Origin of the sequence: Oceanobacillus sp. CF4.6, from assembly GCF_051262635.1 — a bacterium.
Taxonomy (GTDB): domain Bacteria; phylum Bacillota; class Bacilli; order Bacillales; family Amphibacillaceae; genus Oceanobacillus.
In genome coordinates, this window is the sequence record NZ_JBIMEX010000010.1 from 72,091 (window position 1) to 95,427 (window position 23,337).

23 protein-coding genes and 1 pseudogene are annotated in these 23,337 nt (G+C 38.1%); 12 read left to right on the top strand and 12 right to left on the bottom strand.

Going from position 1 to position 23,337, the window contains the following annotated elements; translation table 11 throughout:
- Positions 1–16 precede the first annotated feature (16 nt).
- Positions 17–3,328 (bottom strand): glycosyltransferase, encoded by a 3,312-nt coding sequence (locus ACHABU_RS15010; RefSeq protein WP_435765749.1) that lies wholly within the window; start codon positions 3,326–3,328, stop codon positions 17–19.
- 529 nt (positions 3,329–3,857) lie between these two features.
- On the opposite strand from ACHABU_RS15010, the gene ACHABU_RS15015 reads away from it, so the two are divergent.
- Positions 3,858–4,793, top strand: a complete 936-nt coding sequence (locus ACHABU_RS15015; protein ID WP_435765750.1) for an LCP family glycopolymer transferase — start codon at positions 3,858–3,860, stop codon at positions 4,791–4,793.
- Positions 4,794–4,924: 131 nt separating this feature from the next.
- Here the strand turns inward: ACHABU_RS15015 and ACHABU_RS15020 are convergent, their stop codons facing one another.
- Positions 4,925–6,085: a CapA family protein gene (locus ACHABU_RS15020; RefSeq protein WP_435765751.1), complete on the bottom strand. Its 1,161-nt coding sequence runs from the start codon at positions 6,083–6,085 to the stop codon at positions 4,925–4,927.
- A gap of 548 nt (positions 6,086–6,633) precedes the next feature.
- Between ACHABU_RS15020 and ACHABU_RS15025 the strand changes: the two genes are divergently transcribed.
- A complete protein-coding gene (locus ACHABU_RS15025) occupies positions 6,634–7,128 on the top strand; it encodes an RDD family protein (RefSeq protein ID WP_435765752.1) in 495 nt (164 codons plus the stop codon).
- Positions 7,129–7,247: 119 nt separating this feature from the next.
- Complete coding sequence (locus ACHABU_RS15030) at positions 7,248–7,754, top strand: YkvA family protein (RefSeq protein WP_435765753.1); 507 nt, start codon at positions 7,248–7,250, stop codon at positions 7,752–7,754.
- A 150-nt stretch (positions 7,755–7,904) separates the two neighbouring features.
- On the opposite strand, the gene ACHABU_RS15035 is transcribed toward ACHABU_RS15030, so the two are convergent.
- The 4 genes from ACHABU_RS15035 to cspD (ACHABU_RS15050) form a co-directional block, all read right to left on the bottom strand.
- Complete coding sequence (locus tag ACHABU_RS15035; RefSeq protein ID WP_435765817.1) at positions 7,905–8,003, bottom strand: IS3 family transposase; 99 nt, start codon at positions 8,001–8,003, stop codon at positions 7,905–7,907.
- Positions 8,004–8,233: 230 nt separating this feature from the next.
- Complete coding sequence (locus tag ACHABU_RS15040) at positions 8,234–8,839, bottom strand: class D sortase (protein WP_435765754.1); 606 nt, start codon at positions 8,837–8,839, stop codon at positions 8,234–8,236.
- Between the two features lie 58 nt (positions 8,840–8,897).
- Positions 8,898–9,332, bottom strand: a complete 435-nt coding sequence (locus ACHABU_RS15045; RefSeq protein WP_435765755.1) for an excalibur calcium-binding domain-containing protein — start codon at positions 9,330–9,332, stop codon at positions 8,898–8,900.
- A 784-nt stretch (positions 9,333–10,116) separates the two neighbouring features.
- A complete protein-coding gene (gene cspD, locus ACHABU_RS15050; RefSeq protein ID WP_379497752.1) occupies positions 10,117–10,317 on the bottom strand; it encodes a cold-shock protein CspD in 201 nt (66 codons plus the stop codon).
- Positions 10,318–10,588: 271 nt separating this feature from the next.
- On the opposite strand from cspD (ACHABU_RS15050), the gene ACHABU_RS15055 reads away from it, so the two are divergent.
- Positions 10,589–10,840 carry a hypothetical protein gene (locus tag ACHABU_RS15055; protein WP_435765756.1) on the top strand — a complete coding sequence of 84 codons (252 nt, stop codon included), beginning with the start codon at positions 10,589–10,591 and terminating at the stop codon, positions 10,838–10,840.
- 237 nt (positions 10,841–11,077) lie between these two features.
- Here ACHABU_RS15055 and cspD (ACHABU_RS15060) read toward each other — a convergent pair whose 3' ends face one another.
- Positions 11,078–11,278 (bottom strand): cold-shock protein CspD, encoded by a 201-nt coding sequence (cspD, locus tag ACHABU_RS15060; protein WP_379497752.1) that lies wholly within the window; start codon positions 11,276–11,278, stop codon positions 11,078–11,080.
- A gap of 681 nt (positions 11,279–11,959) precedes the next feature.
- On the opposite strand from cspD (ACHABU_RS15060), the gene ACHABU_RS15065 reads away from it, so the two are divergent.
- The 6 genes and pseudogenes from ACHABU_RS15065 to ACHABU_RS15090 all read left to right on the top strand — a co-directional run.
- Positions 11,960–12,154, top strand: coding sequence for a hypothetical protein (locus ACHABU_RS15065; protein WP_435765757.1), 195 nt, complete (start codon positions 11,960–11,962; stop codon positions 12,152–12,154).
- Positions 12,155–12,523: 369 nt separating this feature from the next.
- Complete coding sequence (locus ACHABU_RS15070) at positions 12,524–12,913, top strand: HEPN domain-containing protein (protein WP_435765758.1); 390 nt, start codon at positions 12,524–12,526, stop codon at positions 12,911–12,913.
- On the top strand, positions 12,892–13,290 hold the full coding sequence (locus ACHABU_RS15075; RefSeq protein ID WP_435765759.1) for a hypothetical protein: 399 nt from the start codon (positions 12,892–12,894) through the stop codon (positions 13,288–13,290). Before ACHABU_RS15070 ends, ACHABU_RS15075 begins: the two co-directional genes overlap by 22 nt.
- 273 nt (positions 13,291–13,563) lie before the next feature.
- Positions 13,564–13,848 carry a hypothetical protein gene (locus ACHABU_RS15080; RefSeq protein WP_435765760.1) on the top strand — a complete coding sequence of 95 codons (285 nt, stop codon included), beginning with the start codon at positions 13,564–13,566 and terminating at the stop codon, positions 13,846–13,848.
- 95 nt (positions 13,849–13,943) lie between these two features.
- Entirely contained in the window at positions 13,944–14,924 is a 981-nt protein-coding gene (locus ACHABU_RS15085) for a Gfo/Idh/MocA family protein (RefSeq protein WP_435765761.1), read from the top strand.
- Positions 14,925–14,940: 16 nt separating this feature from the next.
- Positions 14,941–15,243 (top strand): annotated as a pseudogene (locus ACHABU_RS15090) (transposase); the annotation flags it as partial.
- 41 nt (positions 15,244–15,284) lie between these two features.
- Here ACHABU_RS15090 and ACHABU_RS15095 read toward each other — a convergent pair.
- A complete protein-coding gene (locus ACHABU_RS15095; RefSeq protein ID WP_435765762.1) occupies positions 15,285–16,772 on the bottom strand; it encodes a trypsin-like peptidase domain-containing protein in 1,488 nt (495 codons plus the stop codon).
- Between the two features lie 259 nt (positions 16,773–17,031).
- Positions 17,032–17,859 (bottom strand): nuclease-related domain-containing protein, encoded by an 828-nt coding sequence (locus ACHABU_RS15100; protein WP_435765763.1) that lies wholly within the window; start codon positions 17,857–17,859, stop codon positions 17,032–17,034.
- A gap of 308 nt (positions 17,860–18,167) precedes the next feature.
- Here ACHABU_RS15100 and ACHABU_RS15105 point away from each other — a divergent pair, with 308 nt between their 5' ends.
- A complete protein-coding gene (locus ACHABU_RS15105) occupies positions 18,168–18,581 on the top strand; it encodes a GlcG/HbpS family heme-binding protein (RefSeq protein WP_435765764.1) in 414 nt (137 codons plus the stop codon).
- Positions 18,582–18,736: 155 nt separating this feature from the next.
- Here ACHABU_RS15105 and ACHABU_RS15110 read toward each other — a convergent pair whose 3' ends face one another.
- The 3 genes from ACHABU_RS15110 to ACHABU_RS15120 all read right to left on the bottom strand — a co-directional run bounded on the left by ACHABU_RS15110 (position 18,737) and on the right by ACHABU_RS15120 (position 21,660).
- Positions 18,737–19,099 (bottom strand): DUF779 domain-containing protein, encoded by a 363-nt coding sequence (locus ACHABU_RS15110; RefSeq protein WP_435765765.1) that lies wholly within the window; start codon positions 19,097–19,099, stop codon positions 18,737–18,739.
- A 21-nt stretch (positions 19,100–19,120) separates the two neighbouring features.
- Positions 19,121–20,641, bottom strand: a complete 1,521-nt coding sequence (gene exaC / locus ACHABU_RS15115; RefSeq protein ID WP_435765766.1) for an acetaldehyde dehydrogenase ExaC — start codon at positions 20,639–20,641, stop codon at positions 19,121–19,123.
- Between the two features lie 425 nt (positions 20,642–21,066).
- Positions 21,067–21,660: a TetR/AcrR family transcriptional regulator gene (locus ACHABU_RS15120; RefSeq protein WP_435765767.1), complete on the bottom strand. Its 594-nt coding sequence runs from the start codon at positions 21,658–21,660 to the stop codon at positions 21,067–21,069.
- A 168-nt stretch (positions 21,661–21,828) separates the two neighbouring features.
- Here ACHABU_RS15120 and ACHABU_RS15125 point away from each other — a divergent pair, with 168 nt between their 5' ends.
- Positions 21,829–23,322, top strand: coding sequence for an aldehyde dehydrogenase family protein (locus ACHABU_RS15125; protein WP_435765818.1), 1,494 nt, complete (start codon positions 21,829–21,831; stop codon positions 23,320–23,322).
- Positions 23,323–23,337 lie beyond the last annotated feature (15 nt).

The following is a 23,337-nucleotide window of genomic DNA, read 5'->3' on the forward strand; positions in this document are numbered from 1 at the left end:
TCTGTCCCCAAGAAATCTAGCCGATCCGTTCGTCCTTCAATCCCGATTCTACTTTTTGATCGCCTGACCGTTTTAATTTCCCCCAGCCAACTCGGGTACCTTTTAGTGCAGCAAAGAAGGATTTCCATGTTACCCATAGTAATAAGTAGCGGTAGAAAATACGTTGCAGGATCAAGGAAATGAGTGGTTTAAAGCTTAACTTCTCCATACGGAATGCAACGAAGCAAACAAGCAAATCAATTAAAAAGTAACTCGCAAAAATCGCTAATGACTTTTGGCCAGCGCCTGTCAGGATTCCTAAAATAAATAATACATCTATAAGCGGTGCGAAAAAAGGAACAATAAATTGAAATAGCAGCATATTCGGGAGGGCAATGAACCCGAGTGATTTATGCTTTCTTCCCCCAACCGCTTTCTTGTGCTTCCAAAAACATTGTAACGTTCCATACGTCCATCTGAACCGTTGTTTTAGGAAATCTCTAATCGTTTCTGGTGCCTCCGTATAGGCATAGGATTTTTCATCAACTACAACTTTATAGCCTTGACGGATGACTTTTAATGTCATGTCTGTATCTTCTGCAAGCGTATCATCGGTAAAATAGCCTAACTCTTCAACCACCTGTTTGCGCCATGCCCCGAATGCTCCCGGGACAACAGGAACACATTTAAGCGTGGCAAACGCGCGCTTCTCCAAGTTAAATCCAGTTACATACTCAATATGCTGCCAGGAAGTTAACAAGTTTTTCTTATTCCCAACCCGCACGTTTCCAGAGACAGCTGCAATGTTTTCATCCGCGAAGTGCCTGGTAAGGGCAGCAATCGAATCAGGAGAAACAGTAGTGTCCGCATCGATCGCAACAAAGATATCTCCCTTTGCCTTCCTGATTCCCAGATTAATGGCTAAAGCTTTTCCTCCATTTTTCTTTTGGAAAAGAGATACCTTTTTATTAGCATCGTACTTACGCGATACAGCCAAGGAAGTCTGGTCTTTGGAACCATCATCGATCACAATGACTTCGAGATTTGGATAATTGCTTTTCAGGATCGATTCGATGGTTTTACCTATAACATTTTCTTCATTGTAAGCTGGGATAATGACACTAACAAACGGCGTAGACTGCTCCACCGGATGACGGGCACGTTTTTTATGTATAAGACCTAAAATTCCTAGAATCAAAATGCGCAGAATTAAAATGGAAATGACACTGATAAGCAAAACGGTAATACCTTCTTTAACGTTTGCTAGATTGAAAAGCACCATTTTGTAGCTATTTGTTATCGGACTTTCCACCTCTGTAACAGGAGCCATAATATTATTCTTGCTTTGATCCATTAGTTCGCCGGCGGTTACAAATGTATATCCCTGATTCTGTAACTGTTCGATAATTTCCGGCAGTGCCTCTAGCGTTGCCTGCCTATCTCCACCGCCATCGTGAAGTAAAATAATAGCGCCGCTGGATGCCTGGTTCAAGACATTGTCTACAATCGCCTCGCTGTCACGTAGCTTCCAGTCTTTTGAATCGATATCATAATTGACGGTGACATAGCCCATTTCTGTCACGTTCTCCAATTTTTGAAAATGTGAAGGCATATACTTCGCCTCTTCATCTCCATACGGGGACCGGTACAAGGAAGTGGTATGTCCAGTAATACCTTGAATGACACGTTGCGCACCATTTAGCTCAAGCTTTAACTGTTCCTCGGACATTTCATTTGTGTTTGGATGGGAAAACGTATGGTTGCCAATCTCATGGCCTTCCAGATGGACTTTTTTAACAATATCTTGATTATCGATTGCCTTATTACCAATCATAAAGAAGGAAGCCTTCACCTGGTATTGGTTCAGGATATCTAATATGTTTTCCGTATATTGGGGGTCGGGTCCATCGTCAAACGTTAGGACAATTTCTTTATCTCCCGGTTGGCTTAATCGTTCAAACTCGGAGGCTACTGGGTTGGCAACATACGTTTCACCCGTAATAAAGCCGGCGTCATCAAACTGAAGGCTGCGTTTCCCTTCTTTCCTACTCTCTGTCGCCCGGAAGATATTCCCTTCCCCTGTGCTGTAGATATTTCCGCCATTCTTAACCGTAAGTAATTCTTCTAATTTTTTCCCTTTCAGAACATCCCAAACAGATGGGTCCTCCGATCCAAGCCTCCAGAGTGCAATTCCTTGCGCGCCAGCCTCCATGGATATTTTCAATTGGTTGTAGAAGGTTGCACTGTCCTGGAACCATATTTCATGTAGTTTGTTGTTCTCCATATATTTCAGGTATGGCGTTTGGCTCATATCATCCCATTGAATGTCCAACTCAGCTTTTTCGGCCAATCTTGTGACGTCATCAAAGGATACGGGTTCTCCCGGTTCTTGACTTTCCCATTCCCAGTCATACCCATAATTCCCAATTGCAACAATCAGCTTTTCTTTAGGTAATTTGGAGAGAATTTCTGTAAACCACGATGAAGAAGCAATCGTGCCAGGGTTGTCCACATTCTCATCGTATGCCATCACCATCATCTGATCCACATACTTTTCTAATTCCTCGTAATCAAACGCCTCATTGGCAGCCGGTACAGCGATGGAAACGGAGAGACCATCCTCATGAAAAGTCATGTACAAATCCTTTATAAACTGAGTCAATAAATCCCGGTCGTTCTTGTTTAGATTCTCAAAGTCAATATTGATCCCGTCAAAGTCATGCTGTTTTATGAGTTCATACAGTTTTTTAATTAATTCCGCTTGTTCTTCAGGAGAATTTAAAAGGTTATGAACGGTCTCCTGATTCCACATTTCATTCTCTATGTTATGAATTAACGGTACGATCTCCACATCATTTTTTTTTGCAAGCTCTACGATTTCCGTTTGAATATCGCTTTCAATCTCCAATTCAGAATTCAAGCTTAACCATTGCGGAATCAAAACATCGATTGCTTCAATATTTTCCCTGAGCGATTGTTCACTGTTGCTGTCCCAATTCACATAGAATGCGTAAACATCATCCTGGTAGGGAACTGCTTGCTGGAGAAATTCCTCATCCGTAGCAGTGGTTGCTAATTCATCCTGATTGGAAGTCAGGCTTTCGGATGGACTGATCTGTGCAAATTCATCTGTTTCGTTTGTTTCCAAGTTAGGAAGTTGCGGATTCGCATAAAGACCTAAACCCAAAAAAACAATAACGAGAGCGAATAGAACAGCGAGAACAACGGATGAAACAATCAAGAGATTCCATCGTTTCCCAGATACATTTTTAAAAATAAAATCCTTTTGAACGGGTTCAGGGTACAAATTTGTTTTTTTACTACCTCTGCGGAACATTCGCTTTTTCATGTTGTTATCTACCTCATATTTTTATTTTTACAAAAGCACAAACGAGAAGAATCTACCTACTCACTAATGAAGTAAAATACTTTGTACATATTTCACAATGAATTATGTCGTTTTCTAGTTGAAAAAAACCGTAGATATCAAACGACGTAGGTTATCCAAATCTTTCCTATTAAAGTGTAACAAGTGGGTTCCAATGAAACAATGAGCTATTCTATCCACCTTCCGAGGGTTGTCCTCCGCATAATTACCTAATAAGATCGTTTTCTAGTTCAATATCCTCTTTGGGGGTCCTCTTTTTATTACTTAACGAGGGAAATTCGAAAATAAATGAACGATTCTTCATGTTTTTTTTACAAATCTTCATAAAGAAGTAGTATATCGTCACGAAAGGGATACCTTCTGACCAGACCCATGATACCGATGGCGGGGAAAATAAATATTTTGTCGAATCTCTAGGCATTTTGTCTAATATCCTTATATTTTTTTAGATGCTAAAATATAGAGAGATTACTGCAAAGGAAGTGTTTGAATGAAAGAGAAACACACATCCCCGTCCCCGAAAAAAAGAAAGCTAGGCTTTAAAATTACAATTGGAATTATATTTCTTCTTATATTAGGTGCAGGCGCGTACGGATTTTCCGTATATAACTCTGTTACCGGTACGCTCGAAAAAACACATGAACCACTGAAACGTACAGAAGCAGAGCAACGTGTGATTGATTTATCAGAGGGGGATCCCATCTCCATTTTATTGCTTGGAGTGGACCAACGTGAAGGAGACCGCGGACGCCCGGATTCACTTATTTTATTAACGGCAAATCCAAAAGATCAATCGATTAAAATGGTAAGTATCCCTCGTGATACATACACCGACATAATCGGCAAAGAAACAAAGGATAAGATCAATCATTCGTATACATACGGAGGAGTAGACATCACGATTAAAACCATTGAGAACTTCCTAGATGTCCCGATTGACTACTACGTGGAAGTGGATATGAATGGTTTTAAAGATCTGATCGATGCGGTTGACGGTGTGACTGTGGATAACACCTTGGACTTTTCCTATAAAGGGACAGACTTCCCTATCGGTGAGCTGAAATTGAACGGGGAAGAGGCTCTGTTGTATTCGCGTATGCGCTCTTTAGACCCAAAGGGTGACTTTGGTCGACAAGAACGCCAGCGTAAAATCATTCAGGGATTTATCAAAGAAGCGGTACATATCGAAACGCTCACAAACTATGGAAGCATCTTAGATGTCATTGGCGATAATGTCAAAACCAATTTAACGTTTGATGATATGAAGGAAATACGAGCAAACTATTCGGAAACTCGACACAATATGGAGCAAATCCAAATAAACGGGAAAGGCAGGGAAGAAGAGGGGGTTTATTATTACATTGTGCCTGAAGAAGAGCGGGTAAAGCAGTCGGAGACGATTAGGAAGCACTTGGGTATTGAGTAGTTTACGATTAAATAAAGGATTTTGAAAAATAAAAAAGCCTAATCCCTACAAGCGAGGAATTAGGTTTTAGGTTTATGATCTTCTTTAAAAGCTTTCATGGCATAAAGGTATTTTAATTTAGTTGACCCCTTTTATTTAACAAACGTACCCGAACTGGAAAGTACAGCGTTTCTTTCGTCTACCATAGGTTCTTTATAAGCAAAATCATTCTCTAGTATTTCATTACTTAGCGTTACGATTTTATTCAACACACGTTCAGCCTCTTTACCTTCCAATGGAGTCGGTTGGTAGTTATTTCGATCTGTAACGGAAGAAATACTTGTTGGGATAATCGTGATATCCTTCTGATCTGTTAGCTCATCAAAGGCAAAGTGAAAGGATTGCTGAAAAATAAATGTATCCTTGTCATCCGGGTTTCGGTTTCCGCCAAACATAAAGTTTCCCAGACTATAAACAATATATTTTGATTTATATTCCTCAATCCCTTGTACTACGTGTGGATGGTGACCAAGTACTAAATCAGCACCAGCATCAATGGCAAACCTTCCTAGCGATTGCTGTGTAGCATTTGGATGATAATGCCGCTCCTCTCCCCAGTGAAAGTTAGCAATGACGATTTGTGCCCCTTGTTCTTTAAGTAAGGCGATATCTTTTTCAATTTGCTGACGTACTTCACTTGTATCATTCCACCCCTTATTTCCAAAAGCACCAATGGTTATGCCATTTATTTCTTTCAACAAAAGCCTGTCATATCCGAACGAATCGATATGGTATGTATCAAGATTTATAATCGTGTCTTGGTATCCCTTTTCCAAGTAATCAAACGTGTGATTGTTAGCGAGATTGACTGCTTCTACACCCGATAAATTTAAAATTTCGGTATAGGAAGGTTTCCCGGCGAACCGAAACGTTTTCTCCGCTTTATTTTGGCTGGGAGTTAACGTGGTTTCTAGATTAACAATCGTCAAGTCATCGTCTTCAAAGATGGGGGCAACATTTTTTCCGAAATGATCAAGGCCGGATTGATCCACTTCATGATGAAATGTACCATGGTATCCAAAACGATCATCACTACCGATCGTGACATCTCCTGCGGCACTGATCGTAACCGTATTTTCATAATTGGTTACCTCATCAACAATTGCAGAAAAATCGATATCCGCAAAATTATGCCCTTTAAGCAGGTCCGGTGTAATAGCTGTCTGTATCTCTTCTGTAAATGGATGTTGATAGGGCTGGTGGGATAAAAGAAAGGAAAAGCAAAGTAAAAAAGGAACAGACAGTTTGGGCATCTTTTCAACTCCATTGGTTATGGTTTCATTCTCATTTATAAGTACGTTATATATCATGTGTTTAGAATGATTATATCAAAATTAGAATCTACTTTTATAGAGAATCGTACGACAATTACTTACATAAAACGGGGACGTATCAATGTAGCTGCCTGACACCACCAATTTGGGATTTATAACATTAATTATTGCTCAACTTCGGCGGAGGACCGCGCGACTTTCGGTATTTATTGCGCAACTTCGGGAGAGTATTGCGCGACATTTGGGCTTTATTGCGCAACTTTGGGGGAGGATCGCGCGACACTCGGGCTTTATTGCACAACTTCGGCGGAGGACTGCGCGACACTCGGGCTTTATTGCGCAACTTCGGTGGAGGAAAAGGCAACCTAATTATGATCAATGCCTAGAGGATCCCGTCAACGTTAGAAAAGGATGTATTTGGGCCCGTGTGCCTGTTCTTCTATACCTATTCACCCATCCCAAATCTCCAACTTTTCACCCGATTATTATGGTACAATTTAGAAAATAAGTGGTTTGGGGATGGTTCTATGTCAAAAGAAGTAAATCCTAGATTAAAAGAATGGCAGGATAAATACCATGGTAAAGATATTTCTCAAGAGTATGTACATGCGCAATCATATAATATGGATAAAGTTGGTCAGACAGTTCGATTAGAATCTCAACAATTTGTTGGTTTTTGGAGAAGGACATTTGCTTATATTGTAGATAGTATTTTACTATCACTATTCTTTTACATATTTTCAATGGAGGGATTTTGGCCCACATTTTTAATCGGAGCGATATACTACACTACACTTACTTCATCTTCTATTCAAGGTACAATTGGAAAGGTTTTAATCGGTGCAAAAGTTACAGATAAACATGGAAACCAAATTAGTTTCGGTCACTCTGTTGGTCGTTTTTTTGCCTATTTTCTATCGGGAATAATACTTTTCCTTGGATTTATTATGGTGGCATTCAACGGGAAGAAACAAGGTTTACATGATTTGATTTGCCAAACCTATGTTATCAATAAAAATTAAACATGAATCCTTTTCAAGTCTGTATTAGAATGGATCTTGAATTTAAGGGATCCGGTAAATGGGGGAAACCAGGTGTCAGAGCCACACCGCTTAATATTAAAAAAATTGGAGGAGTTAAAATGTCAAAGATAAAAAGCAAATTTAATATGTTTCATTTTAAGGGAAGAAATCAAGAGAACCAAGAGGAAAATTCAGATAAAGATAACTACAAGGATGAATTAGAGAACCTAGACCCCGAAAAAGAAACTCAGGAAAATCAAAAGCATTTTTCAGAAGGACAGTACATGGAGAAGCTTCAAAAGTTCGCAAAGAAAATGGGTGTTAAGATTTCTTATTATAGCTTATTATTATTCTATGCATTTAAAAGTCCTAAGACACCTAAAAAATCTAAAGCAACAATTGCAGGTGCGCTTGGGTATTTGATTTTACCTGTTGATGTAATCCCTGATTTTATTCCAGTTATAGGGTTTGGGGATGACCTTGCAATAATAATTTATGCAGTATATAAAGTGATTTCACATATAGATGATGAGGTAAAAGGACAAGCACACGAACGGATGAAAAAGATTTTTGGGGAAGATTATGATGATGGGCAAATCGATGAGGATTTAAAGCCGAGTCTTTAAAAGTGGGACAAGGTATGGAGGACGAGGACCATGGGGAGAGGAGGACCACGGGGGCAGGAACACTGGTCCAACAAGCTTATTGTTGTTGGAAATAATAAGAGGGCCACAGGGACAGGAACATGATGTGGCCACAAAACGTTATAGTTTATATTAAGCAGCTAATGGGCTGGTGTTAATGCGGTATTGAACCGGGCCCATTCCCACCAATTTTTGCTTGATACGTTTGCTATTAAAATAGTTGTGGACCAGTTAACCTGTCCCTCTGTCCCATTAAAAATAGAAAAGTGGGAACAGGGTCTATATAAGACCCCGTTCCCACTTTTTAATTTCAATACTAAACTGATTGTTTTTTTGGACTTTGGATTCATTGATGCAAGGCAATGGGGCAGAACTCCATCACGTTTGGCTTTTTGCTTATACATGATAAGTTTTAATCTTACACTACCAATAGCTATAGTAAAATAGATTTAACCATCCACTTACTCAACCAAAGTAGCCTGCACAATATAACGATCTGGTGCATACCCGAAATAGTCAAATGGATAACATGTCGTCAGCGTCAATGTTGGCTCCTCTTTTTCGACAATAACCGTCCGATCATCTGCATCGGTAATCCAAGTCTCATTGATTTCATATTCAAAGGTTTCACCCTTGTAATGGACTTCTATTGTATCACCTTGACCTAACTCATCTAGACCGGTAAAGACGGTATCCCGATGACCGGAGAGAACGGTATGACCACTTTCGCGATTTGGAACCGTTGTCCATTCACTCACATACATCCCAACGCCTTGCTCGAGGGTAGTTTCATCCGCTCCCCAATACGTTGTAAAACGCTTATCCATGGCCGGAATATCTAGGGCTGCTACCTCTGTGCCTGTTTTTATATCAAAATTGGGGGTTAGTGGATTGACGGTCACTTTATTTGCCTCTGGTATCTTCTTTTCCGTTATATCAACGGCTGCCGCTTCTACCTTCTCCGGTATTTTCTGAACCGACTGTGTCGCCTGAAAATAATTCCAACCGTTATAAGTAACAACAATGAATCCAATTACAAACAAGAGTATCGATAATTTAGGGATCATTGGTCTTTCCTCCTTAAACATAAGAGAAAGGCAGACGATTGGATCGCCTGCCTAAGTTTTACTGACGCTTGCGCAAACCAAGTGCACCAAGTGCCATGGCACCTAAGCCGCCCAGGATACCAAGCGGTAACGCTGTTGCAGTATCTGGTAGCTCGCCGCCCTGTTCGTCAGATGAAGTTGATTCATCTGACGTTGCAGTTGCAGCACCATCGGATGATGTAGCTTCTTCAGATTCATTCGTATTTTCTTCGGATGCATCGTCATTGCTTGAAGCAGTAGAATCTCCACCTGGAAGACTCTCACAAGCAATCCCATCTTTATCTCTATCCAAACCATCCGGATCACTTGTATCGTTATCGTAATGCGCCTGTGCTTCTGGTTGTGTGTCAAAATCCGGGCAGTTCAGATTGTCATTGGCAAAGACCGATGGAGCTGTACCGAACATAAAAAGAACTGAAAGCAAAACTGCTAATGTTAAACGTGTCCCTTTCATTTTGTTAATCCCTCCTAGTATGTTTAGTTACAAGATAATTACATTTATACCAAAATCTACCATCTATGTAACTACAATTATTGTAACATACTGAAATTTAATTTACAAAATTATCTGACAAATAAAGCAAAAAAATGCTTTATTAGCTCATAAAAAAACTCTATTTCCTCTAATTTGTCGAGGGACACGGGGGCAGCCACGTCCCAGAATATTTCCATGGGTCAGACGAGTGTTAGGGAAACTCAGTATTTTTTACTTAAAAAATATCAAAAATGAATTATAGCGTAATTGACCGGCTCTAAACTGCAATTTCAACCTATATAAAATTGCTCATCTAATTCCATTCTATTTTTAGATTTTGGCATTTTGACAAAAGCATTAGGTTTCGATTTTAAGGTAAAAGAAATGATGGGGGTGGGGACAATGGTGACGATTGTATCTAGTATTAGGTTGAAAGGAATAGAGGGATACTCGAGTATATGTGTAGGTGCAATTACTACCGGGTGGGGAGTATTGTTGGGCGTCCGGATACCGGTAGGTCTAGCCCCACTACGTTAATATGCTAAAGAACACAATTTTGAAGAATAGAAGGTTCATTAGTTATGGTCCATCTTAAATTCATAGATATTGTTTAAGAATATTGCCATAATTATAATCGTAGTAACTCGTGTATTGCGGATAGACGGTTGACCAATTAACGCAAACAAAAAGGGAATCGTTTCACCTTAACAAACTACAAATAAAAAAAGCTCTTCTCATAAGAGAAGAGCTTTTTTTATGTTAATTACGCTTTTTCAACGTTTGCTGCTTGTGGTCCACGGTTGCCTTCTTCAATTTCAAAAGAAACTGCTTGGCCTTCATCTAATGATTTGAAACCGTCGCCTTGAATTGCTGAGAAATGTACGAATACGTCTTCTCCACCTTCAACCTCGATAAAACCGAAACCTTTGTCTGCGTTAAACCATTTTACTGTACCGTTACTCATAAAAAAACTCCTCTGTGCTTTATAGCGTTTATTACTTTTTGGTTCAAGATCATAATTCAAGATGATGATAATCACTCGTAAGTTTTACAAATATCTTGTTTTGCTAAACCGAACATCAATAAGTTAATGTTAGTATAACACATTAGGACAAAAAAGATACCACTTTTTTAAAAAAATATAAAGTTGAGGACCACGGGGACAGGAAACTTGGTCCAGAAAGCTTCTATAAGACCCATCGATGGATCCCTTCACCACGATAATGTGCTAATGTGTGTTCCCACTAGTAGAAGAAAATGCACCTGGATTATCGGGTTGGATGGTGGTTTTGTTTTGTTTAGAAACTGGTGTAGAAATGATTTCTATAATTACAATCGAAATGAGATTGAAGGAAGGGATGTTTTTTAAGTGGATTTATTATTATATTTTTGCCACTAAATATAATGTCATTTCGATTGTATCTAAAAAGCAAAGCTTTTTAGATGGGCAAGGTGAGCGGTGGTTCTGTGGAAAAGCAGGTGCCTGACCCCCACCGATTTAAAGCGCTAAAGTAAATTCTCTAGAAGCTGTTAGAACCGATGAGAGCTAATCCCATTGATTATTGCAGCTTCAAGACATATAAAATTATTTTTTTACCAATTATTTAAATCAATCATTCTACAGGGGTATTCCGTATTAAGTGAAACGAAAGACAATCGTTTCATCTAAACAAATTAAAAATAAAAAAGCTCTTCTCATAAGAGAAGAGCTTTTATCATGTTAATTACGCTTTTTCAACGTTTGCTGCTTGTGGTCCGCGGTTGCCTTCTTCAATTTCAAAAGAAACTGCTTGGCCTTCATCTAATGATTTGAAACCGTCGCCTTGAATTGCTGAGAAATGTACGAATACGTCTTCTCCACCTTCAACCTCGATAAAACCGAAACCTTTGTCTGCGTTAAACCATTTTACTGTACCGTTACTCATAAAAAAACTCCTCTGTATGTGCTTTATAGCACGTTTATTACTTTTTGGTTCAAGATCATAATTCAAGACGATGATAATCACTAGTAAGTTTTACAAATATCTTGTTTTGCTAAACCGAACATCAATAAGTTAACCTTAGTATAACACATAACAGAAAAAAAGATAGTCTTTATTAAAATATTTATAAAAAGGGACACGAGGCTAAGCAGTCAAAGGGATTTATGTAATGCGGAAAAGGGGTATGGGCAACGTTGAATAATAGTATCACGAAGCTATTTAGTTAATAAGACATAAATAACTTAACATATTTTTATAATTTTTCTGTTTTGCCATATTTAAAATTTGCTATTTATTTAATCGTTTATATTCCTACTTTGATATTTCACAACACATCTAAATCACAATTTTTTAGTTTGCATTGTACTACAATGGTATTTTTAACAATTGTGTTAACGAACAAATGTTCTTGACTAACTAATGAAAATAGCTTACCTTTTACTTAACTCATAATTATATTTCGATGAAAGAGTGTGAAAAGATGGCAACTGTAGTAACTAGCATCGGTTTAAAAGGAATGGAAGGGTAAGAACAATCTCTGATTTAAGAGGATAAAGCAATAACGAATGGTAACGATGAGACGCATTCCAACAGGGAAAGAACAGAAAGGAATGGTGAAATAATATGTCGAGGAAACAACCTGTATGGCACCCGGATACCATGTATCATATTACTAGCCGTGGCAACCGAAAATCTGCACTTTTCTATGATGAAATTGACCGAAAAGCCAAGTTGGAATTACTGGAAGAGACCCGTTTCTATCATCTTTTTCATCTTCATGCCTACTGCCTCATGAAAAATCATTCCATCTTCAACTAGAAACCACCACAAATCATATAAATGTTGAACTCAAGATATGCACTTCTTTTCGATAAACGCCATCATCTCGTCGAACAGAAAATACGGAGCAGAGCTCATCGAAACAAAAGACTATCAACTGGAAGTGAGCAGGTAAATGCATTTGAACCCAGTCGAAGCGGAGATGGTGAGCTGCCCTGAAGACTATCGTTGGAGCAGTTACCGTGCCTATGTGACAGGGGGAAGGTAACCCGCATGTGACACAAAAGAAGATATTAACTTCTTTTTCCGTACCAGAGAAAGAGAATTATCGGGTGTTTGCGGAGGCAAAAGATGTTCGTGTAGTTGGGAAAGCTCAGGAAGTTATAGTAATATTAAGGGGAGGGTATTATGAACAGAAAAGAATTTCAAGATATTGCAGAAATTAGATTAAAGGAAGCAAAAGTATTATTGGAAAACAAATGTTATGATGGAGCATATTATTTATCGGGGTATGTAATTGAATGCGCACTAAAAGCTTGGATTGCAAAGAACACAAGAGAACATGATTTTCCAGATAAAAAAATAGTCGATAAAATTTACACACATGATTTAACAAAACTTCTAGGAGTAATTGGGGTGAGTCGTCCTGAACAGATTGAAGTTAACTGGTCAGTTGTCAAGGATTGGTCTGAAAGGGATCGCTATACGAGACACACGAATGAAGAAGCAGAAAATATTTTTGAAGCAGTCAATGATCCAAGTGAGGGGGTTCTTCAATGGATAAAAGAACATTGGTAGAAAGCGATTTTAGAAACGGTGGAAATCTGATCTTGGCATTGGACAATGCAAATTTTGCGGTCCACTCCGCATTGTGGCTATTTGATACAGAAAGAGACAGTTGGAGATTGATGATTGCATCTGAGAAAGTCGATCATTCAGGTCCAAAGAAAGCCTATGAGGGTATATACAAGGTTATTAATAAACTAAAGGAGAAAGAAGAAAACTTTACTATTACATTAGATAATATTTCAGTAGTTAGTCCTTTTCACGTATTAATAAAAAATATTGGTACTGCTATTCATACTGGTGCTGAAAGTATTGCAGGTATAAGATTTTCAAGAAATACAATAAATAATTATTATATTGAAGATGCGTATATCTATAGAATGCAATAAATGGGACCTTATACGTACCTGGCCTACCGCTTTAAAGCGGTAAAGTATAATATTTTGAAGCTGTAAGAATCGATGATGAGAGTTAATCCCATTGAATCTTGCAGCTTCTGTTTTTATATTGGACCACGGGGATAGGGGACTTGGTCTAAAAAGCTTCAATTAGAAGAATATTAGATTCCCGACAACGATAATGTGCATGAGTTCCCAGTAGAGAAATGCAAAGGAGGGAGCGCCTGGATTATCGGGGTTGGGTGACTGGAAAATGGGGTTGTTTTGATTAGAATCGGGTGTAGTAATGATTTCTATAACTACAATCGAAATGAGATGGAAAGAGGGGCTATTTTTTATATATTTGCCACCAAATACAATGTCATTTCGATTGTAGTAATGAAGGTATCTAAAAAGCAAAGCTTTTTAGATGTACAAGGTGAGTGGAGGTTCTGGGGGGACAGTCATTCACACGACGCCCTATTACCAATCACTTCCAAATGGTTGTCAAAAGAAGGATATTCACTCTTTTTAACGAATAATAGGTTAAAGGGAATAGGCAGGATTTAATTGATGCGATGCAGGTAATCTTTAAAATAGATGATTAAAAAAATACATCTTACGCCAGGGAAAACAAATCATTATATAGAAGGGAAAAACAAAAAATGAAATTTGAGAAAGTTCGTTGGGGAGTTATTGGCTGTGGTAATGTGACAGAAGTAAAGAGTGGGCCAGCATTTCAAAAAAGCAAAAATTCAGAGCTAGTCGCCGTGATGCGTAGAAATGGCCAACTAGCAAAGGATTATGCAGAAAGGCATGGTGTGCCGAAATGGTACGATGATGCCGATGCATTAATTAATGATTCGGAAGTAGATGCTGTCTATATTGCAACTCCACCCAGTTCTCATAAAGAATATACAATTAAAGTGGCAAGAGCAGGAAAACCTATTTATGTAGAAAAGCCGATGGCACTCAATATAAATGAATGTAATGAAATGATTGCTGCGTGTAAAGAAGCAGGGGTTCCACTATATGTTGCATACTACCGCCGGGCAATGCCTCGATTTAGGAAGATCAAAGAGCTATTGGATAACCAAGCAATCGGAGATGTTCGCTTTGTATCAACGACACAGTATCAAAAAGCATCGGAAAACGTTGAGGATTCATGGAGGGTTCAACCTGAAATATCCGGCGGAGGGCTGTTTGTTGATATGGGTAGTCATACGTTAGATATCCTAGACTTTCTTCTTGGACCGATTAAAGAAGTGAAAGGTTTTACTTCAAACCAAGCAGGTAAGTATCAAGCGGAAGATATTGTAACGGGTGCCTATTTATTTGAATCTGGTGTCCATGGTATGGGAAATTGGTGTTTTACTGCTTATGACAATGTAGATGTAAATGAAATTATTGGCAGCAAAGGAAAGATAACTTTCTCCACTACAGGAAATGAGCCGGTCGTTTTAACTACGATAGATGGAACAAAGGAATTCGACTTTGACATGCCACAGCATGTGCATCAACCTCTTGTAGAAACGATCGTGGCTGAATTGACAGGTCAAAGTGAAAAGTGCCCAAGTACAGGAGTTTCCGGTGGGAGGACGAACATGGTTATGGAACGATTTTTGAATGGTGTGGTTAAAGAGTAGGGTATGGGAGTGACTAGGAGAGCTGTTTTTTTGGACGAAGAATTTTAGTCATGGCGAGCAAATCTATGATTATAAAAGGGCTATCCATAGAGTCATGTACACCATGAATGTAATTGAGAGCATCCATTCCAACTTCAGAAAGGTAACTTTCAAAAGAGCATTCTCCAACGAGAACGCCCTTTTGAAAGTATTATTTTTACGTATGAAAGAATTCGAAACTAAGTGGAAAGGTGGCCATGTCCAAAACTGGTCAATGGTGATGAACCAACTTCTTATCCACGACAAGCTAAAAGATACGGTGTTAAAATACTTGGAGTAAGTTTTAACTTACACACGTTATTTTGACAAACCCTCGATAGATTAATTTATTTCAAATCCTTCTGCTTCATAAAAAAGACCTTCTGATTCTTCATAAAAATACCAGGTATCTTCTTGCTCATCGTAATAATACCACTCGTTATATTGCTCGTCATAATGCCAATTTTCCTCCAAGGGAGAATCAAAGTAAACTGCTTCATTCTCAAATTCATTGGTAATTTCTTCAACGTCTTCTTCTACCCATTCTTCATCCTCAATCTCATCTTCGTATTCACCCTCATCGCTTTCATCATACTCGGAATACTCATCTTCATACTCTGAATAATCGTCCTCATACTCGGAATACTCATCTTCATACTCTGAATAATCGTCCTCATACTCGGAATACTCATCTTCATACTCTGAATAATCGTCCTCAAACTCCGAATACTCATCTTCATACTCTGAATAATCGTCCTCATACTCGGAATACTCATCTTCATATTCAGAATAATAGTCATCATACTCATAATTTTCTTCCCAATCTTCATAGTCATATTCCCAGTAATCGTAGTAGGAATTATCCTCTGAATAATAACCACCATCAAAATATCCATCGCTATAACTCCATAAATCCTCATAGTATAAATTACCGTTTGTATCGTAGAATTGCGCCAAAACAGCCTCTTCGCTCATCGGTTGTTCAATCCAGGACGTTATAAGTTGATTTACAGTGTATAGCGGGATACTAAATCCTATGGCTGAATCTGCTGTGCTTTCGGCTGAATTGATAGCGATGATTTTTTCACTGGATTTTGAGATTAAAGGTCCTCCACTGCTGCCAGGCGAGATAGGAGCGGAAACCTGATATAAATTTTCATACGTATAGGAACCAATGTAAAAATTTCGATCTTGCCCGGTGATGTATCCCATTGTCGCTGTGTTCTCAAGACCAAGAGGACTTCCTAATGCAATGACTTCTTCTCCAACTAAATTTGGCTCTGATACTTCTAAAGCAATAGGTTCCCGACCAACCAAATCAGGCACATGAACGACAGCTACATCAATACTATTTGAATATCCGATGACTTTTCCGAGAAACTCCTGTCCGCTTATCGTTTTTATGTAAACATCGGTTGCGCCTTCAACGACGTGAGCATTCGTCACTACTGTCCCATTATTGTTATATAAAAATCCTGATCCCTGGCTGTAGTCTGTGAATACGGTGTAGACAGTTTCTTGTGCGGAAGCAATAATATCTGTTAATTCCCGTTCTTGAACCGGCTCCAGAACCTTCTTCTCAGTGACGGCTATTTCAAGATTTTCCTTATTCTGGCTGGTACTAACTTCGGCAGTTGAATTTTCCGATGATGTAAAGTTGGCGTCAGCTATTTCAGAATCGCTGTTAAAAAAATAATAGCCAATACTTCCTATAAAAACAAGACTAATAAAAATCCATAAAAAGTGATAATTTCTCTTCTGTTTATTTCCACAGTGCTGGCAATATCTTGAATTTTCCATGCGTTCTTTTCCGCAATTTGAACAGTACATACACCCACCTCTTTGTTATTCTCTTTAGGTAAATTATACCATGAACTTTAAAAGAATTTAGTGAATTTGGGATGTTTTCTAATATTTTATTATTTTGACTGAACTGCTGTAAACATGACGAAGGATATGCTGCTTCGGGAGAATCCCCAGTGCTAATCCAAATTTTGTGTAATTTATCCATTCAACATCATGACAAAGAAAAAAATCCACTGAGTGAGCGTATAAGAATTATACAGCTACTGGGTGGATTTTCCTTATTCTATTGAACTGTCTTCTGATGCTCGTAACAATAGGTTTTACCCTTGAATTTTTTATTCGATAAACAATACGTTTTAACTTTATCTGAAACAGGCTTATTACAAACGGTACAAGTTGAACGAGAGCTAGTTTTTTCAACTGATGCATTTGTTTGAAGTACAAGTTTATGTTCTTCTCTAACCTTTGGATCAGTAATATTAGCCTTTGCAAAAGCATTGTAGATAATTGAGATGTCGCTTTCAGTTAAAAGAGGTTCTTTGTGATGAATTTTCAATACCGAGACCTTCCGATGGATAAACTCTGACAACTCGATGTCATACACGATAATTTCATTGGAAGCTATTTTACGGTAATCTAAGTCTACTTTAAATGTGCAACGTTTTGTAAAAGATACCATGGAGATAAATAAATCATGGTATTTTTCATCAATAAATGATGTTAATGCTTTTATATGCCCATAGTTTTGTACAAAAGGGTTCATCATTTTAAACTTCCCATTTACCAACCATGTTTTTCGATCTTTCCCGCCATAGATGGTTCCTTGATAGTTTTTAGTTTCAATGGCAAAGATACCGTATGGAGTTAAAACGACATGATCGATTTGTGAATATCCTGACCTTGCTTTGGGGTTTTTTACAAGGAGATCGCTTAAATAGCGACAATCCTTTGGTAGCTGATCCAGTTGAATATCAATCTTGTATTCTCCTATTTCACCTTTTCTCGTAGCAACATGTTCATTCGTTCTTTTTGGCTTGGATGAGGTTGCATTTGCTTGTTTTGGTTTGGGCTCGTTTTTTTTCTTCTTTAAAAAGTTTAGGAATAATAGCATAATCTTCTCCTTGGTGGGTTGATATAGTATTATTGTAACTTTTGGTGGGGAATTTAACTACATTTTTAGTAAGCATCCCTTAATATCGGATAGCAAAAAAGCTAGTTATGACACTCTTTCTAAGTATGAAGACCCAATTAAAATAACTTTATCAGTTTTAGAGATGGAGAATATCCGTATTATTTATTTTACTAAATGACAGATAACTCTTATAATACTAATAGATGCGAATTATTGTGAAATTCGTTATTGATCCATATGGTATTACGATAATTTTGAAAGAATATAAATGAGGAGGAATTGAAAACATGAGCAAAATGAATCTTGAACTAGCGAAACAACTTATTGAAGGTGCCGAGAAAAAGGGAACAGATCTTGGGATATCCATGGTTATATCCGTTGTAGATGAAGGTGGAAATTTAATTGCAGTACATCGCATGGATGATGCATGGTTAGCTAGCGTTGATATCGCGCAGAATAAAGCTTGGACTTCTGTAGCGTTAAAAATGCCAACATCAAACTTAGCGGAGGCTACCGTTCCTCACGCTGAACTATATGGTTTAAACACAACAAACAATGGGCGATTAGTTCTCTTCGGAGGAGGTATCCCATTAGTAGAAAATGATAAAGTCATCGGTGCTGTAGGTGCGAGTGGAAGTGCTGTAGAACATGATATTCAAGTAGCGCAGGCAGCAGTAGATGTTTTTGAGAGTGGGAAATAGGTATAATTCCTTAACTGAAAGGTAACAGAGGGAGACGAAGCGGTTTCCAACATTTATAAAGAATGCAATTCCTAGTAAATTAGGGATTGCATTCTTTTGCGTTCAATGTGTAATAAAAAATCCTATAGAGAAAAATATCTCTACAGGATTTTTAATTAGATAATTTCCTTTACTTTCGTATACTCTTCCTCAGTAAAGACATGGGATCGTGTGATGAAATGCTTGCTTTCCAGACTATCGAGTGAAAATTCAGGACCACGCCCATCAATCGCGTCGATTATGAGTTTGGTATGCTTTGAATAGTCATATTGACTTTTATGCATGTAAAAAGGGACACTGCCAATGGTTCCTAAATGGAGGTCTGCATCCCCAAGTAAAAAGTCACCCTCATAATAGCACATCGGTGCGGTTCCATCACAACAACCACCGGATTGGTAAAGCATAATTGCTCCTTGTCTTGATTTTATTTTATCTATCAATTTAAGAGCTTCTTCGGTTGCGACAACACGATCTACCATCGTTGTACTCATCCTTTCTATTTAAAAGAAACCTTGAGCTTTTCTATCATAGCTTACGAGTAAAGCTTTTGTTTGTTGGTAGTTATCTAGCATCATACCGTGGTTTTCACGTCCAATACCTGACATTTTATATCCACCGAATGCGGCGCCTGCAGGATATTTGTGATACGTATTTGTCCAAACACGCCCAGCTTGAATCGCACGACCAGCACGATAAGCAATATCTCCACTACGTGACCATACGCCAGCACCTAAACCATACATCGTATCATTTGCGATTTCGATTGCTTCATCATAATCTTTGAATGTCGTCACTGCAAGTACAGGTCCAAAGATTTCCTCTTGGAAAATGCGCATTTCATTATTACCTTTAAAAATAGTAGGTTCAACGTAGTATCCATTGTTAAATTCATCGCCAACTTGATTTACTTCTCCGCCAATTAACATTTCGGCGCCTTCTTCTTTACCTAAAGCGATGTAAGAAAGAATTTTTTCTTGCTGTTGATTAGAGGCTTGTGCACCCATCATCACATCTGTATCAAGTGGATTTCCAACTTTGATTGCTTTTACTCTTTCAATCGCTTTTTCCATAAATTTATCGTAAATGGATTCTTGAATAATTGCCCGTGTCGGAGCGGAACAAACTTCACCAGAGTTTAAGGCAAACATAACTAAACCTTCAATTGCCTTATCCAAGAATTCATCATCCTGGTCCATAACATCCTCAAAGAAAATGTTTGGTGATTTTCCACCGAGCTCGAGCGTTACCGGGATAATATTTTCAGTTGCATATTGCATAATTTGACGACCAACGGCGGTTGAGCCAGTAAATGCAATTTTTGCAATTCTTGGGTTCGTTGCAAGTGGTTTCCCTACTTCTACGCCATAACCATTTACAATATTAAGTACACCTGCTGGGAGCAAGTCTTCAATTAGCTCAGTCAATACCATGATAGATGCAGGAGTTTGTTCAGCTGGCTTTAAGACAATACAGTTCCCCGCAGCTAATGCTGGAGCAAGTTTCCATGTAGCCATAAGTATCGGGAAATTCCATGGAATGATTTGTCCAACCACACCAAGCGGTTCTTGGAAATGATAGGCAACCGTATCGTTATCTAATTGCGTTGTCCGTCCTTCTTGCGCACGGATTACGCTTGCAAAGTAACGATAATGGTCAATTGCTAATGGGATATCCGCATTCAATGTTTCACGAACGGCTTTTCCATTATCCCAGGAATCAGCAACTGCAAGAATTTCTAAATTTTCTTCCAAGCGGTCTGCAATTTTATTTAATATATTGGCACGTTCTGTCGTCGATGTTTTGCCCCAAGCATCTTTCGCAGCATGTGCAGCATCTAAAGCTAGTTCAATATCTTCAGCTGAAGACCTGGCTGCACTTGTGAATGTTTCGCCAGTGATTGGCGTTGTAACCTCGAAATATTCCCCTTTTACTGGTGGAACCCATTTGCCCCCAATGAAGTTATTATACTTGTCCTTAAAATTTATAATTGCCCCTGCTGTATTCGGATTTGCATAGATCATGATTAACTATCTCCCCTTATTTTTAATTAGAACGCTTATATATGTTTACGCTTTCATTTATTTTTTAAAACATATAGAATGTTCTATACCTTTACGCTAGCATCTATTTATTGGAATCTCAAGAAAAACGACTTTTCACTATAAATTTTAAAAAACAATTTACTAGAGTTGACCTAACCAAATATCGCAATAGGATAGGGAATACAGGTTCTCACAAGATTATAGTTTAGCGGGAATTTGTGGGCATATCACATTCTGGAAGACTCAGTTCCTGTTTAGAGCTTACGCAAACACTTATAAATATTATGGTGTTATAAGGCAGAATATTGAATTTAATATCATACCCTTATTGATTCCTGAGACAGGAAACCTGTATATTGTTAAAAGTAAGGGTCTGAAATAGTCCCTATTAATCCCTGAGATTATTATTGCATTTTAATAAAAACTTTTTCAGTATGAAATGTGGCTATTTTTACAACTTGATCAGCCATAAACTGCCTGGAATAGTGATAATCGCTTTTTATCCATTCTAAGATTAATCCTATTGTTCCGTATACTCGGTAATGATAAAGGAGTTTTAAGTCTATCTCGGAATCACAATCATTAATGATAAAATTAACGTCTTCGTTAAAGTGACTTTGCAATGATAGGATCATTTTTTCTTGAAAGTTAATCTTCACGTTAGGGCCCAGCATAATTTTGTAAAAATCTTTGTTCTCAATAAAATGGTCAAAAATTGAAATGGTAGAAAGTTCAACAATATTTACTTCCTCTTTTAAATCTTTATAAGGTTTTCGAAAAGCGGAAGCAAGTTCATTTAATATATCTTCCATCATTTCAGCTAATAAATCCTCTTTCTGTTCAAAATGAAGATAAAAAGTACCACGATTGTATTCAGCTTGTTTAACAATTTCAGTTATCGTAATGTCTTCGTATTTCTTTTTCTCCATAAGAGACAGAAGTGCATTTTTCAATGCCTTCTTCGTTCTATTAACTCTTTTATCATTGGATTTATTCATATAAAAACCTCTTTTATTTTAAATTAATGAACAAATTCAGTTTTACTGTTTATTAATGAACATTCTCTTAAAAATTAATGATTGAAAGCGATTTCAATTGAGGGTATGTTATAAGTGTATTCTAAGTTTACCATATATTAAGAATTTTACAAATGTAGGGAGAGATGTATAATGCCAACGTTAGTTTCTTTGAATCCGAAAGCTGCTCAATTTACTTCTAAATCTTTAAAAATGCTGATAGGTGGACAATGGGTGGATGCTATTTCCGGAAAAAGAAGGGAAATAAGGAATCCAGCAGATGGAACCGTAATTACAACCGCTCCTGATGCGGGCAGAGAAGATGTTAATCAGGCAGTTATTCAAGCTCGTAAAGCATTTGAGGGCTCCTGGTCAAAGGTGAAACCGAATGAACGTGCAAAACTTATTCTGAAGTTGGCCGATTTAATCGAAGAAAATGCTGAGGAATTTGCGCATTTGGATACACTTGATTATGGTCAACCGTTAACACTTACGTCAAATTTTGCTGCAGCTGCAGCTGATAACTTCCGCTATTATGCCGGATGGGCAACGAAAATTACAGGAGAGACTCATACTTCATCCGTACCCGGTGAAATTTTCAATTATACAAGAAGAGAACCTCTTGGAGTATGTGGAGGGATTGTCCCTTGGAATGCTCCGTTAATGAATGCTGTGATGAAGATATCTGCACCGCTTGCAGTAGGAAATACAGTGGTGATCAAGCCATCCGAGGAAACCCCTATCAGTCTATTGCGCTTAGGAGAACTGATTCAAGAAGCTGGATTTCCAGATGGCGTGGTTAATATCGTTACAGGTGACGGCCCAACAGCAGGTGATGCGTTGGCTTCACATCCAGATGTAGATAAAATCGCATTTACTGGTTCAACAGCTGTTGGTAGAAAAATTATTGAAAACAGTGCAGTAAATATTAAAAAAGTCACGCTGGAATTAGGTGGAAAATCAGCACATGTTATCTTTTCAGATGCAGATTATGAAACAGCATTAAAAAATGCAGCAAATGCTGTTTTCTGGAACTCTGGACAAGTCTGTTTTGCAGGCTCAAGATTATTTGTTGAAAGAGGAATTTATGATAATTTTGTGAGTGATTTGGCTGAATATGCAAGTAAATATAAACTTGGAAATGGATTTGATGAGACAACTGTGATTGGGCCATTAATTTCTGCCAAACAACAGGAACGTGTTTTACATTATATGGATATTGGTCAGAGGGAAGGGGCAGAAATGCTTACCGGCGGAAAGGCATTAGAAAGTGAATTACAAAATGGGTACTTTGTAAAACCTACTGTTATGGCAAATGTGAATAGTGATATGACCATTGCAAGGGAGGAGATATTTGGACCGGTTGTTTCCGCCATACCATTTGATAGTGAAGAGGAAGTCATTCGCTTAGCGAATCAAACAGAATATGGTTTAGGTGGTGGGATTTGTACAACGAATCTGAAGAAAGCGCATAAAGTGGCACATGCTATGAAAACAGGTAACGTGTGGATTAATACGTATAACATAACGGAACCTAATTCTCCATTTGGTGGCTACAAACAGAGTGGCTTGGGTCGAGAAAATGGTGCTGCTTCCATTGATGCATATACAGAAGTCAAAAATGTGTGGGTGGATCTTAATTAATCGTTGTGTAGTAAG